This window comes from Malaciobacter pacificus (genome assembly GCF_004214795.1).
Lineage (GTDB): Bacteria > Campylobacterota > Campylobacteria > Campylobacterales > Arcobacteraceae > Malaciobacter_A > Malaciobacter_A pacificus.
The window spans coordinates 1,007,859-1,024,991 of the sequence record NZ_CP035928.1 but is presented as its reverse complement, the minus strand read 5'-3'; the positions used below and the strand labels follow the sequence as shown (position 1 = coordinate 1,024,991).

20 protein-coding genes are annotated in these 17,133 nt (G+C 26.1%); 6 read left to right on the top strand and 14 right to left on the bottom strand.

All coding sequences use genetic code 11. The features are described from left to right. The first annotated feature begins 56 nt into the window (after positions 1 to 56). Positions 57 to 656, top strand: a complete 600-nt coding sequence (locus APAC_RS05260) for a hypothetical protein (RefSeq protein WP_228255951.1) — start codon at positions 57 to 59, stop codon at positions 654 to 656. Positions 657 to 660: 4 nt separating this feature from the next. On the opposite strand, the gene APAC_RS05255 is transcribed toward APAC_RS05260, so the two are convergent. The 3 genes from APAC_RS05255 to APAC_RS05245 form a co-directional block, all read right to left on the bottom strand. Beyond that, complete coding sequence (locus APAC_RS05255; RefSeq protein ID WP_130233122.1) at positions 661 to 1,368, bottom strand: DUF481 domain-containing protein; 708 nt, start codon at positions 1,366 to 1,368, stop codon at positions 661 to 663. Between the two features lie 223 nt (positions 1,369 to 1,591). Beyond that, positions 1,592 to 2,113, bottom strand: coding sequence for a lipocalin family protein (locus tag APAC_RS05250; RefSeq protein ID WP_130233121.1), 522 nt, complete (start codon positions 2,111 to 2,113; stop codon positions 1,592 to 1,594). Between the two features lie 63 nt (positions 2,114 to 2,176). After that, complete coding sequence (locus APAC_RS05245) at positions 2,177 to 2,515, bottom strand: DsrE family protein (RefSeq protein ID WP_130233120.1); 339 nt, start codon at positions 2,513 to 2,515, stop codon at positions 2,177 to 2,179. A 117-nt stretch (positions 2,516 to 2,632) separates the two neighbouring features. Here APAC_RS05245 and APAC_RS05240 point away from each other — a divergent pair, with 117 nt between their 5' ends. The 3 genes from APAC_RS05240 (at position 2,633) to APAC_RS05230 (ending at position 4,650) form a co-directional block, all read left to right on the top strand. Next, the gene (locus tag APAC_RS05240) at positions 2,633 to 3,736 is read left to right on the top strand and encodes a DUF808 family protein (RefSeq protein WP_130233119.1); all 1,104 of its coding nucleotides are present in this window, start codon (positions 2,633 to 2,635) and stop codon (positions 3,734 to 3,736) included. A gap of 162 nt (positions 3,737 to 3,898) precedes the next feature. Beyond that, complete coding sequence (locus APAC_RS05235) at positions 3,899 to 4,204, top strand: DUF3817 domain-containing protein (protein ID WP_130233118.1); 306 nt, start codon at positions 3,899 to 3,901, stop codon at positions 4,202 to 4,204. Next, the gene (locus APAC_RS05230) at positions 4,204 to 4,650 is read left to right on the top strand and encodes a DUF420 domain-containing protein (protein ID WP_130233117.1); all 447 of its coding nucleotides are present in this window, start codon (positions 4,204 to 4,206) and stop codon (positions 4,648 to 4,650) included. The genes APAC_RS05235 and APAC_RS05230 overlap by 1 nt, the downstream gene beginning before the upstream one ends. A 14-nt stretch (positions 4,651 to 4,664) precedes the next feature. Here APAC_RS05230 and thiI read toward each other — a convergent pair whose 3' ends face one another. The 3 genes from thiI to APAC_RS05215 form a co-directional block, all read right to left on the bottom strand. Next, positions 4,665 to 6,131, bottom strand: coding sequence for a tRNA uracil 4-sulfurtransferase ThiI (thiI, locus tag APAC_RS05225; RefSeq protein WP_130233116.1), 1,467 nt, complete (start codon positions 6,129 to 6,131; stop codon positions 4,665 to 4,667). Between the two features lie 58 nt (positions 6,132 to 6,189). Further along, positions 6,190 to 7,281 (bottom strand): AAA family ATPase, encoded by a 1,092-nt coding sequence (locus tag APAC_RS05220; RefSeq protein WP_130233115.1) that lies wholly within the window; start codon positions 7,279 to 7,281, stop codon positions 6,190 to 6,192. 84 nt (positions 7,282 to 7,365) lie between these two features. Beyond that, on the bottom strand, positions 7,366 to 7,761 hold the full coding sequence (locus APAC_RS05215) for a DUF3010 family protein (RefSeq protein WP_130233114.1): 396 nt from the start codon (positions 7,759 to 7,761) through the stop codon (positions 7,366 to 7,368). A 150-nt stretch (positions 7,762 to 7,911) separates the two neighbouring features. On the opposite strand from APAC_RS05215, the gene APAC_RS05210 reads away from it, so the two are divergent. Further along, a complete protein-coding gene (locus APAC_RS05210) occupies positions 7,912 to 8,220 on the top strand; it encodes a nucleotidyltransferase family protein (RefSeq protein ID WP_130233113.1) in 309 nt (102 codons plus the stop codon). Next, positions 8,213 to 8,362: a hypothetical protein gene (locus APAC_RS13235; RefSeq protein WP_170170090.1), complete on the top strand. Its 150-nt coding sequence runs from the start codon at positions 8,213 to 8,215 to the stop codon at positions 8,360 to 8,362. The genes APAC_RS05210 and APAC_RS13235 overlap by 8 nt, the downstream gene beginning before the upstream one ends. 11 nt (positions 8,363 to 8,373) lie before the next feature. Here APAC_RS13235 and APAC_RS05205 read toward each other — a convergent pair whose 3' ends face one another. The 8 genes from APAC_RS05205 to APAC_RS05170 all read right to left on the bottom strand — a co-directional run bounded on the left by APAC_RS05205 (position 8,374) and on the right by APAC_RS05170 (position 17,125). Then, a complete protein-coding gene (locus APAC_RS05205; RefSeq protein WP_130233112.1) occupies positions 8,374 to 9,144 on the bottom strand; it encodes a transposase in 771 nt (256 codons plus the stop codon). A gap of 304 nt (positions 9,145 to 9,448) precedes the next feature. Continuing rightward, positions 9,449 to 9,955 carry a hypothetical protein gene (locus tag APAC_RS05200; protein WP_130233111.1) on the bottom strand — a complete coding sequence of 169 codons (507 nt, stop codon included), beginning with the start codon at positions 9,953 to 9,955 and terminating at the stop codon, positions 9,449 to 9,451. Positions 9,956 to 9,994: 39 nt separating this feature from the next. Next, positions 9,995 to 10,561, bottom strand: a complete 567-nt coding sequence (locus APAC_RS05195; RefSeq protein ID WP_130233110.1) for a beta-barrel domain-containing protein — start codon at positions 10,559 to 10,561, stop codon at positions 9,995 to 9,997. Positions 10,562 to 10,640: 79 nt separating this feature from the next. Beyond that, on the bottom strand, positions 10,641 to 11,363 hold the full coding sequence (locus tag APAC_RS05190; protein ID WP_130233109.1) for a hypothetical protein: 723 nt from the start codon (positions 11,361 to 11,363) through the stop codon (positions 10,641 to 10,643). Between the two features lie 8 nt (positions 11,364 to 11,371). Next, complete coding sequence (locus tag APAC_RS05185) at positions 11,372 to 11,788, bottom strand: hypothetical protein (RefSeq protein WP_130233108.1); 417 nt, start codon at positions 11,786 to 11,788, stop codon at positions 11,372 to 11,374. Positions 11,789 to 11,845: 57 nt separating this feature from the next. Next, complete coding sequence (locus APAC_RS05180) at positions 11,846 to 12,757, bottom strand: hypothetical protein (protein WP_130233107.1); 912 nt, start codon at positions 12,755 to 12,757, stop codon at positions 11,846 to 11,848. Positions 12,758 to 12,975: 218 nt separating this feature from the next. Beyond that, positions 12,976 to 15,219 (bottom strand): carbamoyltransferase HypF, encoded by a 2,244-nt coding sequence (hypF, locus tag APAC_RS05175; protein WP_130233106.1) that lies wholly within the window; start codon positions 15,217 to 15,219, stop codon positions 12,976 to 12,978. A 10-nt stretch (positions 15,220 to 15,229) separates the two neighbouring features. Beyond that, positions 15,230 to 17,125, bottom strand: coding sequence for a TIGR00341 family protein (locus APAC_RS05170; RefSeq protein ID WP_130233105.1), 1,896 nt, complete (start codon positions 17,123 to 17,125; stop codon positions 15,230 to 15,232). Positions 17,126 to 17,133: the final 8 nt, after the last annotated feature.

Below are 17,133 nucleotides of genomic sequence, written 5' to 3'. Positions count from 1 at the left end.
AAACTTGCTAAAATAAATTTATGATTTGTAAAAACTGTAATAACACTAGCTTTTATATGCTAAAAGATGACTATATAAAATGTAAAAATTGTGCAAAAAAATATTCAATAAAAAAACTCAAAAGAGATGAAGATATTATAAATGGATTTTGTGAAGAAAAAAATGCCCTAGAATTAAGTAAAGAGTTAAAGCTAAATTATAAAACTGTAAAAAATAGATATGATGAAATAAGAAGTAAGATTCCACAGTTTTTAGAAGATGTATATAACTCTATGCCAAAAGATTATAGTGAATATGAAGAGTACTATTATTTTACAAAAAAACAAAAACTAAATAATATAAAATCACTTTATGAAGCAATAAACATAATTGGTTTTTACTCCAATGAAAAAGTATATACGTTATTGATGCCAAACTTAAAACACAGAAGAGAATCACATGCAGGTAGTGAATATGAAGAGTATTTAAATTGGCATAAAATATATTCAAAAGAATCGTACAAAACAAACCTATATGACTTTTGGAAATATTTAGAAGAGAATTTGAAAAAATATAAAGGGATTGAATATGAATACTTCTTTTTTTATTTAAAAGAGAGTGAATTTAGATTTAATTACTCAAAACAGGAGCAATTAGAGATTTTAAAAAATCTCTAATTTGCTAAAAATCATAAATTATAGAAGTTAAAAATTTCTTATCTGTTTTTTCTTTAACTGTATCGTTAGTATAATCAACTCTATATGAAAGAGCCATTGATAAGTTTTCAACCATTTTTACTTGTAAAGCTGTTTCGCTTGTAAGAAAATATGTTTCTGATTCTTTTAATGATTGTAAATAATTTAACATTTGTTTAAAAGATGTATTATTACTTACCTTATACTCATAATTTAATTTTGTTTCTGTAGCAACATACGATTCATTAGATTTTTCAGAATATTTATCATAGGCATAATTAATACCCCCTTCTAAATCTAATTTATGAATATCATTATTTAAAACTTTGTATCCAAAACCTGGACCAATATTTAATCTATAATCATATTCAGACAATTCATCTTTTACAAAAGCCATACCAAGGTATGTATATAATCTATCAGTTAAGAGATGATTATAATCAAATTCCAATCTGTACTGATTTGCTGATGTTTTATTATCTGTTTTATTGTATAGAACATATGCTTCGGCTTTAAATGAGTCTTTAGAAGACAACTCTTTTTTTGTTTTTAACTTACCTGAAATAACAGTTGAATCAGTATTTCCATCTGTTTTTACAAATGAAAACTCCAAATGATTATCCGCTGCATTTAAAAGCGAACAAAAAGAAACAACTAAAACTAAGATTATTTTGTGATTTATAATATTTTTCATACTTTATCCTTTCTAAAAAAATAAAGTGGAATAATATCGAAGGTTAATTAATAAGTAATTAATTTGATTATAATAAAAAAAGAATTTAAACTAAAAGCGTTTGCTTTTAGTTTATGTACTCAAACTTCTTAATCGAGTAGTTCACCAGCTCTCTCCTTCAGATGAAACTCATAGAGAAACTATAATTTATTAACGTAACAATAACGTAGCTTTTTAAAATTTTTTAATCTTGTATAGTCCAAATGAGTTTATTTGTAACAAACCCTAAGCTTGGAAGCTTCGATAAAATCTCTGTTTTTAACTCTTCACTTATTGTTGAACTTCTTGATAAAATCCATAAATATTCCCTTGATGGTGTTCCAACAACTGCATATTTATAATCCTCATCTAACATTAAAACCCAATAATCACCCCAAAATGGTCTAAAAAAACTAACTTTAAGTTTTGTATTTTCATCATTTGTAGCATAAGCAATACCATTTGCTTGTGTTTTTTCACCAGTTTTTATTTTAGTACATCGATTAATAACATTTATATCTCCGTCTTCCCTTAAACTATATGTTGCAGTAACATTTTTACAACCTTTTTCAAAAAAGTGTTCATATCTTGCTACTTCATACCACTTACCTAAGTACTTATTTATATCAACACTTTTTGTAGTTGGTAATGTTGGGTATTTTGAAGAACAAGCTGTAAACAGAAAAATAAAAGATAAAGGAAGTAAGATTTTAAATAAAGTTTTCATCATAAGCCTTTTTTATTTGATATTAACAAAGACTTATGATAATTTGTAGTTAATTTATGTCAGTTAGACACTTATAATACTAGAACCTTCTTTAACCCAAGAGCTTAATAATTCACCTGTATAATAAATCTGCATATCACAAGATTTTAATTCATCAACTATTCCTAAGTTTTCAGCACATTTTTGACATGCTATTATTTCAACACCATCCTTAGCCATCTGTTTTACTTTTTCTTGTAATTCATTATCATTTGCAATTAAAGTTTGAGATGCACCCCAAATTAAAACTTGAACATTTTCAATCCAACCTAGTTTTTTTGCATTGTGGGCATATAAACAAACCATATTTAAAGCTGTTTCTTTATTATCACTTGTCCATAATATTCTTGCTGTATTATTCATAAACGCTCTCCTTTTATAAATTAATTTTTAATATCTTATCAAAAAAATACTAGAATAACCTATACCTAAATAGTTTTTAAATAAAATGTCAAAAATAATTATTCTTAAAGGAATTAAATGGCTGGATTATTAGGTTATCTCTCTATTTTAGCTGATGATATTGGAAGTTTAGCAACAAAAACAATAGCAACAGCAACTAAATCTTTAACAACTTCACTAGATGATGTTAGTTTATTATTTGATGATATTGTTACATACACAAAACTTGCAAGTATCAAGTCTTCTGGCTTAGTTGTTGATGATTTAGCTGCAATTGCTAGCTTTACGAATGAAACAACCTCTGATATTTTAAAAAAAGAGTTAAAAGATGCAAAAGATGCAAATGAATTTAAACAAAATATTCAAAGACTTTCAAAAGAAGAACAAGAAGAAATTTTAATAGAATTAGAAAAAATCAAAGTTCAAGCCATAAAAGAAGCCCAAAAAAATGCAGCAAAAAGAGAATTACCAATAGTATATAAAATTGCTCTTGGTAGTTTTAAAAATAAGTTTATTATTATTCCAATAGTACTACTAATGAGCTATTTAGCTCCTTGGCTAATAGCTCCTACTTTAATCTTAGGTGGTATATATTTAGCATATGAAGGTGTAGAATCTATATTAGAAAAATTAGGTTTTCACCATGAAAATCACAATGTTGACGAAAATTTAAAAAACTTATCAACACAAGAACTAGAAGATGAAAAAATAAAAGGTGCAATAAAAACAGACTTTATTTTGTCTTTTGAAATTATCGTAATTACTTTAAGTTTACTAGATAACAATGATTTTATTACAAAATTAGCAGTTTTAATACTAATGGGAGTTTTAGCAACTGTTTTTGTATATGGAATTGTAGCATTAATAATAAAACTTGACGATATTGGGTTTTATTTACAAGAAAAGAAAAGCTCTATCTCACAAAGTATTGGAACTTTATTTGTAAAATCTATGCCCGTGATTATTAAAATTATTGGTATCTTAGGAACAATAGCTATGTTAGCTGTTGGTGGTGGTATTATTTCCCATGAAACTCATATTTTACACTCATTTGATCAGGTATTAAAAAATATACCACTAGGTGGTTTTTTAAGTGAAATAATTCTTGGTGCAATAGTTGGATACATAACTGTTTTAGTTGTACCATTTATTTCTAAATTAATTAAAAAAAGTAAGTCTTAGCAATATCTGCTAAGATATATAACATCAATAAAGCAAAGATAATTTTATTAAAATTCATAAAATTATCTTAGCTAACTTTTCTTAAATAGTAATTTATTTTTACAATTAACCCTTGATTAACGAAAACTAAATATAATCTCAAAATTTAATTAAAGGAAAATTATGTTGAATAATGCATTTTCAAGATTTAGATTTGTATCTTTTATAGAAGGTTTATCATATCTTATTCTTGTATTTATAGCTATGCCAATAAAATATATTGGAGAAAACCCATATCCAGTTAAAATTGTAGGGATGACTCATGGGGTTTTATTTATACTTTTTATGCTTGTACTGTTTTTAGCAAAGTCTAGATACAAATGGAATACAGGGCTTACTTTCCAACTTTTTGTATACTCACTTATTCCATTTGGATTTATTATTATTGAAAGAGTTTTAAAAAACTTACCAAAAGATAAAAAAGAGTAATGAAAGCACCAATTTACATGGATATTATGGCAATTTATTTTGCCATTCTTCCAATTTTGTTTGCTTTTAGTGTATTTTTAGCAGTTAAGAAAAAATACAAACTGCATTTTCAAACTCAAACTTTATTATTAGCTTCAAGTTTAATTGTTATTCTATATTTTGAAATCAATGTAAGACTATATGGTGGTTTTGTTAAATATTCTGATAATAGTAGCCTATCGTTTGAATTTTTATTAGTTTATTTGATTATTCATATACTAATTGCAACTGCAAGTTTAGGTGGATGGTTATATTTATATATTAGTTCTTTAAAAGAGTATAAAAATAGTGGAATTGAAAGTTTTAAAAGTAGTAAACATAAAAAAATTGGAAAGGCAATTTTTTACTCTATGAGTCTATCTTCTTATATGGGTGTTTTACTATATGTTCTTATTTTTTACAAATAAGAACACAAAGATATTTAAGGTCTATAAACTTTTATATTTGTATAGTTTTCACTATCTCTTAAATATTGACCGTGAAGTTGACTTAAGATTCCCTTTTCACAGTAGAAAAGATATTCTCTATCTTGAGGAAGTTTTTTAAACTCTTTTTTTAGATTATAAAATGGTATTTTTAGTGTTTCAACTGATGTTTCAATACAATCATCACTTTGTCTAATATCAATTACTGTGTAGTTTCCAGATGATAAATCAGATATAACATCAAGTTGACCTATTTGTGCTACATCTAAATCAATTTCATCTACATTTACTGTAACCGCGTTTTTAACAGCTTCATCTAAAACAGTATAATCAAACTTTTTAGACTCTTCTTCCATTCTTTTATAGCTACCGTGAGTTATTGGGTTTTTAGAAATTACACCACAATATTCTGGCATAGATTCTGCAAAATGTTTTGTTCCAATCTTAGAAGCTATTTCCATGATATCTGGCTTACTCATAGTTGAAAGTGGTCTTAATACAAGTTTGTTACAAGCTTGGTCTATGATTGCAAGATTTCTTAATGTTTGTGAAGAAACTTGTGAAACACTTTCACCTGTTAAAAGGGCATCAATTTCCATTCTATCAGCAATTCTTTCACTTGCCATTAACATAAGTCTTTTAAGAGTTACACCCATATATGATTCGTTTGTACTATTAAATATTTCAGTCACAACATCTTCAAATGGAATAGTAGTAATTGTTACTCTATGAGATGTTCCAAACTTTTTCCACAGATAATAAGCTACTTGTTTAACTCCTATTTCATGGGCTACTCCACCTAGATTAAAGAAAATAAAGTTAGTTTTAATTCCCCTTGACATAGTTAAGTAACTAGCAACTGTAGAATCAAATCCCCCTGACATAAGTGATAAAATAGCTCCTTGAGTACCTATTGGGAAACCTCCAAGACCTTTGTGTCTTAAGGTAATTACATTTAATTGCTTATGAATTAATTCTAAACTAACTACAACTTCAGGAGTTCTAACATCTACACCTTTTGTTTTTTCACTATTTTGAGCAAGCATATATCCACCAACATTTCTTTCAATATCTGGCGATTTAAAAGGTTGTTCCCCTACTCTTTTTGCATTTACTTTAAAAGTTTTACCTACGATTTGTTCAGCTGCTATTTCATTTACTTTTTCTTTTATTTCATCAATTGTAGAGATATTATCAAATTGAACTGCTTCTAAAACAAGTTCAATTCCTGGTGTTTCAAGTAACTTTTGTCTTGTTTCAACAACAAATTCCCTTAAACATACAACTTCAATCTTATCAAAGAATTTTACGATAGTTGTGTCTTTACTTATAGAAAAAAGTATTTTTTGAAGATTTGTATAAAGCTGATTTATCATCTGTCTTTTAGCTTTTGTACCTTTTACCATAATCTCTGGAAAAAACTTGATTATAAACTTTTGAGTTTTAGCTTCGTGATTTGTCATATTTTTATTTTGGCCCTATATTAAATTAACGCGATTATATCAAAAGAGTGGTAAGTTTTTAATTTAACAGTGTTTTACCCCAAAGCTCCAAAGTCCTATCAGGTATAAACCAAACATCATCTTCTTTATCTATAATCTCTCTTTGATACAACTGTTTTAAAGCACTTTGCATAGAACCTTTTGAGATATTATACTCATCTAACACATCTTTAGAATGAATATTTTGAGAATATTTTGATAAGGCTTTAAAAGCTTTTTTTTGAAATTGACTAAAAGTGTCAAATAGTATTTTGTATCCTGAAGATTTTGCATGAATTATCTCTAAAATAGCTTCATCAACTAAACTAATAGTAATCTCTTTTCTTTTATGATAAACAAAAAGTATATGGAAAATATGTTGTATAAACTTTGTTTCACCATCAGTTAAATCATAAATATACTCTACAATTTCATCAGAAATATTTAAATGTTTTGAGACATAGTTATTTATATCTTCTTGTTTTATGGACTCAAGTTGCATAGATGTCGCCTCTTCAAAAAGTGGTGCTCCATACTCAAAAAGTCTATTTAGCATATGTCTTTTTGAACCTAAAAATATATAAGAGATATTATAGTTTTCTTGGATATATTTTCTAAGAATTGCATCTATTTTTGCATCTTTTAGCGTTGAGATTTGTTGAAACTCATCTAAGGCTATCACTATTTTTTGTTTTTTTGATAGTTCAAAAACTGTATTAAAAAACTCATCCATCATCTCTTGAAAACTTAGGGCTTTTAAATCAGGTTTTAAACTCAATTTTCCAGTTTGAGGATCAGCACTATATACTAGACTAACTCTTTTAAATAGTTTGCTAAGTCGCTTTAAAACTACTTTTATATCACCTTTTATAGAACTAGCCAAACTATGCAATAAATTTGATGCAAAATCCTCTTTAGAAGTAATATCAAACATATCACAATAGATAAATAAATACTCTTTATTTTCCCTAAAAACTTCTCTTACAAGTGAACTTTTACCAAGTCTTCTTTTAGAATATATCACAAGATTTGTTGAAGTATTTGCAAAAGATAGTATTTTTTCTTTTTCTACTTCTCTTCCATAAAATGATTCATTTTCTGCATAAGTTTCATAGGGAAATGGTGAATTCATACTAAACCTTTTTAGTCATTAAATTTATTTACTTTTAGTATATTAACTTATAATTATAATTTTGTCAACCTTTAGTAATCAAATTTAATTACTACAAAGAGCTGTCAAATAAGCTTGTTCTTGATATTTTTTTAATTCATTTGGAAAATCAATCATATTTTTCTTCTCAAATGATGAAATAGCTTGAGGAGATATTAACTCAACTTCACACATAGGATTTAACTGAATTAAGCCTTCAAGTTTAAATGTAACCGCACCACCTGCAAAGTTACCCTTTTTGGCACGTTTTTTGATAACAACTTTATCTATTTGATTTTGTTCTAAAAATAGCAAGAAGTCATTGCAAAACTGTCTAATATCCCCTTGTTTTTCATCATCTTCTAATATAAGTTTTTTTATCTTCAAATCACAATATTTATTATCATCTAACACGACTAATATCACATTATTTGATTTTAATTCTATCCCACAAAGTTTCATTATATACCTTTTTATTTTTTGTGATTATAGACAATAAATAAAAAAACAGTTAATTATATGTCAATTTGTAAGATAATAAAGAAAGGCTAAGAAATGACTCAATTTAAATGGGAATAATATTATTTAATATTTTATGTTATAATTAACATTATGAAAAAAGAAGAAATATTAAACAAACTAAAAGAACTCAAACCTATTTATTCACAAGAGGGATTTATCATAAAAGGATTGTTTGGTTCATATTCAAGGGATGAAGCAACTCCAACAAGTGATATTGATATTTTAATTGAATCTACACCAGAATTTGCTTCTAGATATGGATTCAAATCTATTAGTAGAATAAATGAAATAAAAAATGAAATCAGTAATATCTTTGGATTGCCCGTTGATTTAGCTGATAGTTCAGGTATGGGGAAAACTGCTAAAAAGTTTATTATTGATAGGGCAATATATGTCTAAAGAGTCTATTTCAAAAATATATTTAATTATTGAAAAAATTGAATATATAGAGAAAATTGTAAAAGACAAAGGAAGTATTTCTCTAGCATTAGAAGATATTGTTACTTCACGACCCGAAAAACGAAAAAAAAGGGTCAGGTGATAATAATAACATTATTTACTCATTCTTTTTATAATCCCATTCACAGCTGGTTGTGATATCCCAATAGTCTTAGCAATCATATATTGTGAATAGCCTTGATTATAAGCTTCAAATATATAGTTATTTCTTATTTTCTTATCTGTTATACCTTTAAAAAGTTCTATAAGTTTTTCTTCATATATTTTTTTATCTATATTTGGTGCATCCACTAAGTTTGAAGCTTTTGTTAATTCTTTTAAATCGAAACTATCTATATCTAAACTAAAAAAATCATTTATCCTTTTTATATTTTTTTCATACGTTTTTACAATCCAAGAATTTCTTAGATAATTTGGAACTTCTTCTTTCTTAAAAAAATAATAACTCGAACTATAAGGATAATGTTCAATCTTTTCCACTAGTTTTGCTTTTAATGGATTTTGTTCAATATATCTAATCAATGTATATAAATATACTTCATTTACTACATACCAAGATTTAAATCTTCCTTGCCATAAGTGACCAACTCTTTTATATTTTTTATTAAAATAAATCGCATATGTTGAGTTAAGGTATCTCATAAATTTGGAAAGGTTCTCATCTTTTAGTTCAATCAACAAATGATAGTGATTATTCATCAGACAATAATTATGTAAAGTTATATTAAACTTTTCACATCCATCTGAAAGTAGAATTATAAAATATTCAAAATCGCATCTGTCATAGAATACTACTCTTCTTTCTACACCTCTATTAACTACATGATAGAAACCTGATATTTCAATTCTTGGTCTTCTTGGCATATTTTATCCTTATTTGAAGATAAAGCATAATAACAAAAATATTTATTTATTTTAAAAAATTTTACATTTTGCAATATTTTTCACTAAACTTTTCAATAGAAATAAATTATCTTATCGTTATCACCTGACCCCTATTTTTCTGTATTTTTCTGAAGATAAAACATAATAAAAACATAATAACAAAAATATTTATTTATTTTAAAAAATTTTACATTTTGTAATATTTTTCACTAAACTTTTCAATAGAAATAAATTATCTTATCGTTATCACCTGACCCCTATTTTATTTCTCTAATCTCCAATTTTAATTATTCCACTCATATTCATCTCCTTTTAGTATTTTTGTTTCTATAAGTATTTTTTTAATCTGTTCATATTTTTTTTTATAGTTTTTTAAAGCAAATAATCGAATTTGTAAGATATAAGATAAAAATCTATTAGATTTTGATCTAAAATGAATTGTTCCTTTATTTAATTTATAAGAACTTCTAAATACAATAGCTTCTGCAACCAATAATTTAATTTCACCAAATATCCATATTTTTTTGATTTCTGTTCTTGTAATTAAAAGTTTCTTGAATAATAAAACATCAAAAAAAAGAAATAATGCATATATACATATAAAAATACCTAAAATCTTTAAAAAAATATTTTTATCACTTCCTACAAAAAAAATACATCCTATTAAAATTCCAATTAGGGCAAATAAAAGTAGTAAACTTTTCTTATAAAAGTCATATTCAATTTCAAGTAAAATTTCTTCCCCATCGATATACTTTTTTCCATCTTTCTCTTCTATATTTAATACCATACAATTACCTCTCTAAATCTATTTTTATATCAAACCCTATCATCTCACATTCAACCCCTCATCCAAATACCTAATAATTGGATAAATAAAAAACTCAATAACTCTTCTTTTCCCTACTTTGATTTCAGCTGTTACACTCATACCTGCTTCTAGGTATCTCTCTTGTCCTTCTACATTTAAAGTTTTTCCATTTGGTTCTATTTTTACTTCATAAACGGGACCTAGTTTTTCATCATCTATGGAAAAATTTCCAACATTTATAATCTTACCTTCAAAGAAGCCATACTTTTGAAAAGAGAATGTATCTATTTTGATTTTAGATTGCATATCTTTTTTTATAAAACCTATATCTTGATTTAGTACATTTACTTTTACTATTAGTGGTGTTTCTTTTGGAACTATTGAGATTAGTTTTTCAGCTGGTGTTACTACTCCACCTATTGTATTTATCATTAGTTTTGCTACATATCCATCTGTAGAAGATACAATAGATTGTTTTTGATTTTGAAATTTTATTGCATTTATTTGGGATTCTAAATTTCTTGCTTCTTTTTGTATAGTTTGTAGTTCTTGGTATTTTGTATCTTTAAATTGATTTATACACATAAAAAATAGAGCCTTTTGTTTTTATAATAAATTTTATTATATCTAACAAATGACTCAGAAATGACTCAATTTAAATATATCATTTATGAAGTGCATAAATAGGATTTTGAGAAACTTTTATATCTTTTGTTATCTTTTCTCCAAATCTATTAAAAACTGTATTAAAATCGGTTAATTCTATATCATCCCCACTTGACCAAACTATATCTAAAGTTTGTTTTGAGTTTTTACAAGTGATTACATGAAGGCTTTTTGAGTTTGAGTAGTTTTCTATTTTTGAGCTATTTAGATACGATAATAAAGTTTCATAAGCCTTTTGAGACCTTGTATCAAAAGAACCACTCAAATATACCCTATCAACTTTTCTTGAACCATAAGCTAATAGTATATATCTTAAAAGATTGTTTATATTTGAAGTATTTACTTTTTGATTTGAGATATCTAATTCTATATAAATATTTTCATTTGGGATTTTAGCTCCAAGCATAGACATGGCATAGTAAATATCGATTGTTTTTAAAAAGTCTTGAATCAATCCTCTTCTTAACTCAGGAGCGACATTTAAATCTATTTTAAATTTTACTAGAGTTTTATCATATATTGGTGATTCCTTATCAAAAAAACTTTTGATATTTTGGGAAAAACTATTATTTATACTTTCTACTTCCAAGATTTGTTTGTTTTTTAGTTCATTCCTATCATCACTTATAAAGCCTGTATACTCTTGTTTTTTACCTTTTAAAGTTCTTGCAAATATCATCACAAGAGGAAAAAGTGTGATTGATTTAAAATCTTTTAACATATTAAACTCTAAAATACAAAAGAAATATCAGAAATACCAATATTATAAATATTTACTTTAACACCAACACTATCTAAAATACTATATGAGATAGTTAGTTCATTTGGATTTTCTATTGTTGGATTTTCTTCTACAAACTGTACATACTTATCATAATCAATAATTGAGTAGATAAATAAAGCCTTTTCTTTAAACTTTTCATTATCTATGTACTTTTCATAAACCTCTTTGTAAGTATCCCTATCATACTTATCATAAAAATTTTTCTTATACATTAGTTCACAGTAAGCTTCTTTTTTAAATTCATCAGTTTTGTATGTATAATAATCATCTGCAATAATACCTTGTAAATCTTCGTGTATTTCAAAAAAGTTGTATTTTATATATCCATCTTCACTTGAGATTTCATGTGTTGTCTTAATCATAAATATTCCTATATTTTCTTGTAATTCTAACGAAAACTATATTAAGTACCATAAATACTAAAGTTTAACTTTTGCAAAATAAATTGCTGTTTTTTTATCTTTAAAAGAAGAGTAATAACTGATATATACAATATCATCTTTTAGAACTAACCCAGGATATGAACAGTCACCCAAAGATGGAAGCTTTAAAAACTTTTCAAACTCTAAACTTCTTGGGTTTAAAATCCCAATAGCGGTAAAAACTTCTTTATCTTGAAAAAAGCGCCCACTTACTAAAAAATCATCTTTTAATTGCAACATTTTAGGACCACCAATATATTGCTTTAAATCTTTCCACTCCCAAGAATCATAAGGTGGTTTTGAAAAACCAAGCATTGCAAAATGAGTTCCACCATCACGTCTTAATAAACAATATGCATCATTGCTTTTAAAAACTATTGATGTTTCATTTCCTCTTTCTAAAGCTTTTGGGAAAATATTATCTTGAATTAAATCCCACTTTATTCCATCAGCAGAGCTAAATATAGCACCTAATTTATGTTTTCCAGTATATGCCATAGAATAGGCCTTATTCTTATGCCAAGTAGTACTCCACCTCCAAGTATTAATACCTGTTTCACACCTAAAAGCTTCACTCCACTTATTGTTTTTTTCTAAGAAGAAATTTAGTGAAGAAAAAATTGCTTTTTTCTCTTCTTGTTTTCGCTCTCCCACATTTAACATCAGTTTACCTTCTGAAGTAATAGAAAACTTAGGATCTCTTAAATCAATATCATTTAGTTTAATACTAGAATGAAGTTCCCAATTTTGACCATCACTTGAAATAAGTATTTTTATAATGCCATCAAAACTCATATGAGTAGAAGCTTCTCTAAAGGCACAAAAAAATTGATTATCAAAATAAATCAAATCAGTAAAAGCACAATGTAAATCATTTGCCCATATATTTTTACTTTCTAATAACTTCATATTCTCTCTTTTTATTTTATTGTTAAACACTTAATATAATTATTCATAATACATTTTATATAATTATAATATTTAAAATAGTTCAAATAAAACATCTGCTTTTTTACAAAAAATTATTTTTTCTAAAAAAGCCTATATATAAGCTCTATAAAATATTTTTATTACATTTTTTAAATATATTAACAGTATATATACAATAATAAATTGTATAATATATACTAGCAAACACAATAAGCTTGCCCTGCACTTATTCCACCATCATTTAGTGGTATATTTTTTGAATAGTAAACATCTATATTTTCTTCTTTTAATAGTTTTAAAACCAACTCTAAAAGTGTTTTATTTTGAAAAACTCCACCACTTAAAACAATAGGAAATGCCCTATTCTCTTCGGAAATTTCTAATATAATTTTTGCAAGTGTATTGATAAACCTAGTACAAATTAAAACACTATTTTTATCTTTTACAATCTCTTTTATCATATTTGATAAATCTATTTCATCACTTTTTATTTCAAAACTGTATGAGTCTTTTATACTATCATCATAATTTTGTTCTATTAAAAGCCCAGTTTCACCTTCATAACTTTGTACTTGTAAAACTCCTGCAAAAGATGCAATTGCGTCAAATACCCTTCCTATAGAGCTTGTTAGAGGAGCATTTAATCCTTTTTGCCACATTGTATATAAAAGTTGTATTTCACCTGTTTTAAAAGCTTTTATTGTTGGAATATCTAATTCAAATATCTCTTCTAAACTATAATTATCAAATAAAAGTGACAAAGCTACTCTTTTAGGCTCTTTTACAGCTATTTCACCACCAAGAAGTTTGAAATATTTTATATGATTAACTCTTTTATAGTTTTTCTTTGAAGCTATAAAAACTTCCCCACCCCAAATATTTCCATCATCTCCATAACCTGTCCCATCAAATGCTATTCCTAAAACTTCATCTTTTAGTTTATATTCAAGCATAGTTGAAAGTATATGAGCATAGTGATGTTGAACTTGAATTAATTGTATTGATGGATTTTTTTCTTTTAATTTTTGTGCAAATTTTGTTGACTCATAATTTGGGTGTTTATCACAAACTATAACATCCGGTTCAAAGTCATAAAATCTTTTAAATGTCTCTATGGTACGCTCAAAATATTCAACAGATTCAATTGAGTTTAAATCTCCAATATGAGGAGATAAAATTAGGTTATTTTCAAAGACAAGTGATATTGCTGATTTTTGATTTGCACCAAGGGAAAGTATATTTTTTGAACTATTTTTTTCAAGTTTCAGATGTGTTGGAGCATATCCTCTAGCATTTCTTAGCTTTGAAATATCATCATCTATTATTTGTATAACAGAATCATCACATGCATTTACAATCTCTCTATTAAAATCTAGTACAAAATCTACCACATGAGCTAACTTTTCTAAGATTTCATCTTTAAATCTAATGATTGGTTCATCTTTTAAATTTGCACTTGTTGCAACAATGGGATTGTTTAAATATCTAAAAAGTAAATGATGCAAAGGTGTATAAGCAATAAAGCTCCCAAGATGGTCAATATTTGGTGCAACAAGTTCACTAAGATTAGTATTTGAAGCTTTTTTTACAAGTAAGATTGGCTTCTCTTTTGAGTTAATTATCTCTTCTTCTTTTGTTGTTAAAACTGTATAATTTTTAACACTCTTTAAATCTTTAAACATAACTGCAAAAGGCTTTGAAATACGGCTTTTTCTGATTCTTAGTTCTTTTACTACCATATCATTTGTTGCATCACAAATTAGGTGAAAACCACCTAATCCTTTTATAGCTACTATGTGTCCATTATTGATTAAACCTGCTATTTGTTTTATAGCTTCAATATCATCATTTAACGCTTCATTATATTTATTATACAAAGTTACTTTTGGACCACAAACTTCACAAGAAACTGGCTGTGCATGATATCTTCTATTTGTTGGGTCATTATACTCTTTTGAACATTTAGAACATAGTTCAAATTCACTCATAGATGTATTAATTCTATCATAGGGAACTGTTTTTATAATAGAGTATCTTGGACCACAGTTTGTACAATTTGTAAAAGCATAATTGTATCTAAAGTTATTACAATCATTTATATCTTCAATACAATCATCACAAATTGCCATGTCAGGACTTATGATAGTTGATTTATGATTTGAGTTAGCACTTTCAATAATTTCGAAGCTTTCATATACTTTATTTGAAATTATTTTTTCTATTTTTAGTTCATCTACTTTTGCTAGTTTTGGGGGATTGTTTTTTAATTCATCTAAGAATTTTTGACAAGAATTTTCGTCTGAATAAATGATTATATTTACACCTTTTTCATCATTATTAACCCAACCTTTTATATCATTTTTTAAAGCAAGATTATAGACAAATGGTCTAAACCCTACTCCTTGAACTATACCTCTTACCTCTATTTTATAACTTACCATTTGATACTTTCTATTTAACTATAATTTTTGTAGAGATACTTAACTCACTCTCTTTTTCAATGATATTATCAATTATTGATTTAATCTTTTTATACTCTACTTGACCTATATTTTTATCACTTGTTACTTCTAAATCAATATGAACTATTCCATTTTCAATGAGGTATAAGTCAAGTACTTCAAGATTTATCATTTTATCTTCTATTTTTACATACTCTATTTTCTCTAATTTATTTAAATACTCATTTTTTACTACTAGTTCATCAAAAGAATTAAGTAAAGGAATAGTAATCAATGCCATCATAATTCCAGTATAAAATAGACCTTTTTTTGCCCTTTTAATTGGTGAATATCCCAAGATTATAAAAGTAAGTGCAGCACTTAAAGTAATCCCTACTAAGTTTGTAATAAATAGTAAAAATGAGCCATAAATCATACTTAAATCACCAAAACCTATACCAATACCTGTTACACTTAAAGGTGGCACTAAAGCAACAGCAATAGCAACTCCAGCTAAAGATTTTGCTACCTCTTCTTTTGCACTAGCATAAGCCCCTGCAATTCCTGAAAAAACTGCCACAAAAAGATCTAATAAGTTTGGATGAAGTCTTCCTTTCATCTCACTTGTAATATCTTCAAGGGGTATTAAAAATGTAAATAAAGAAGATACAAATAAAGCCATTATAATACCAATTAAAAGAGTTCTAATACTTTGGCTTATCAAAAAGTTATTAGCTCTAATAACCCCCATAGAAAGTGAAATAATAGGTGACATTAAAGGTGCTAAAATCATAGCTCCAATAATAACTGGTGTTGAATTAGCAAAAAGACCAGTAGTTGCAACTAAAGTACTTAAAATCATAAGAGTAAGATATATATATGAAAACTTTGCACTACTATTTAAGCTTAAAAATAAATCTTTAAAATCATCTTCACTAGCTTTTTTAAATAAATAGAGTTTTTTAGTAAGTAAAAGCTCTTTTAATTCACCTTTTGGTAAATAATTCACTTTGATAGTATCTTTTTCTTCAATTTGATTACTATCTTTTTTTAATTTATTTTCAAAACTTCTTCCTAAATGTAAACAAATACTATCTTTTAAAACATCTATATTTATTTCATCAGTTTTTTGTGTATAAACACCATCAACAACACAATCAATATTTCCTTTAGATTTTATATTTAAAGATGAACTTTTAATAAATCCTAAACTTTTAGGTAAAGAAAATACCGAAATTTTATGATAGAAAAAAATAGTAATCAAATATGTAAAATATGAGATTAATGAACTAGGAGAGAGAATAAAAGCATTTAATTTTCCATCCCTTAAAGATAAATCATCTTTTAAAGCAGAATTTTCATCTTTTACAGAGTGTTCTAAAACAATAATTCCAGAAGCAACAGTTTTAATACTATGCTCTTTTGAAGTTGTTAAAGTATAAGGTTTAAAACTAATATTTTTTAAATTCTTATAAAAACTTTTAAAATTACTTAAATAGCTTTTCTTTCCATAACCATTTATTCCATGCATATTACCTATTTCTATTTTATTAAATGCAATTGTATCATTACACATTAAAACGTCTATACAAGTAAAAAGATTCTCATTAAAAGCATCATCAATAGCCTCTTTTAAACTTTTGGATATTGAATAATTGTTTATGGCACTTGGACAATTTTCATTTGGAAGTATTGCAATATGAACTTTGGAGTTTACATGATTTTTGAAAAATATTTTTATCTCTTCATCACTTAGATTTAATAAAAATAAAGATTGTGTATCTTCAAAAACTTCATCAAAATTAACTTTTTGGATATTTAAACTAAATCTCTCGTTTAAATATCTTGATACTTCTTCATTAACCTCAGTATCTTGAGTCGATACTAAATATACTTTCTTATACAAAAAAAATC

Coding starts and splice junctions, on each gene's coding strand:
- APAC_RS05180 (WP_130233107.1), bottom strand. CDS start 12,757: ATGAAGTTATTAGAAAGTAAAAATATATGGGCAAATGATTTACATTGT.
- APAC_RS05195 (WP_130233110.1), bottom strand. CDS start 10,561: ATGTGTATAAATCAATTTAAAGATACAAAATACCAAGAACTACAAACT.
- thiI (WP_130233116.1), bottom strand. CDS start 6,131: ATGACAAATCACGAAGCTAAAACTCAAAAGTTTATAATCAAGTTTTTT.
- APAC_RS05200 (WP_130233111.1), bottom strand. CDS start 9,955: ATGGTATTAAATATAGAAGAGAAAGATGGAAAAAAGTATATCGATGGG.
- APAC_RS05250 (WP_130233121.1), bottom strand. CDS start 2,113: ATGAAAACTTTATTTAAAATCTTACTTCCTTTATCTTTTATTTTTCTG.
- APAC_RS05260 (WP_228255951.1), top strand. CDS start 57: ATGCTAAAAGATGACTATATAAAATGTAAAAATTGTGCAAAAAAATAT.
- hypF (WP_130233106.1), bottom strand. CDS start 15,219: ATGGTAAGTTATAAAATAGAGGTAAGAGGTATAGTTCAAGGAGTAGGG.
- APAC_RS05235 (WP_130233118.1), top strand. CDS start 3,899: ATGTTGAATAATGCATTTTCAAGATTTAGATTTGTATCTTTTATAGAA.
- APAC_RS05220 (WP_130233115.1), bottom strand. CDS start 7,281: ATGAATTCACCATTTCCCTATGAAACTTATGCAGAAAATGAATCATTT.
- APAC_RS05210 (WP_130233113.1), top strand. CDS start 7,912: ATGAAAAAAGAAGAAATATTAAACAAACTAAAAGAACTCAAACCTATT.
- APAC_RS05230 (WP_130233117.1), top strand. CDS start 4,204: ATGAAAGCACCAATTTACATGGATATTATGGCAATTTATTTTGCCATT.
- APAC_RS05185 (WP_130233108.1), bottom strand. CDS start 11,788: ATGATTAAGACAACACATGAAATCTCAAGTGAAGATGGATATATAAAA.
- APAC_RS13235 (WP_170170090.1), top strand. CDS start 8,213: ATGTCTAAAGAGTCTATTTCAAAAATATATTTAATTATTGAAAAAATT.
- APAC_RS05215 (WP_130233114.1), bottom strand. CDS start 7,761: ATGAAACTTTGTGGGATAGAATTAAAATCAAATAATGTGATATTAGTC.
- APAC_RS05255 (WP_130233122.1), bottom strand. CDS start 1,368: ATGAAAAATATTATAAATCACAAAATAATCTTAGTTTTAGTTGTTTCT.
- APAC_RS05240 (WP_130233119.1), top strand. CDS start 2,633: ATGGCTGGATTATTAGGTTATCTCTCTATTTTAGCTGATGATATTGGA.
- APAC_RS05245 (WP_130233120.1), bottom strand. CDS start 2,515: ATGAATAATACAGCAAGAATATTATGGACAAGTGATAATAAAGAAACA.
- APAC_RS05190 (WP_130233109.1), bottom strand. CDS start 11,363: ATGTTAAAAGATTTTAAATCAATCACACTTTTTCCTCTTGTGATGATA.
- APAC_RS05205 (WP_130233112.1), bottom strand. CDS start 9,144: ATGCCAAGAAGACCAAGAATTGAAATATCAGGTTTCTATCATGTAGTT.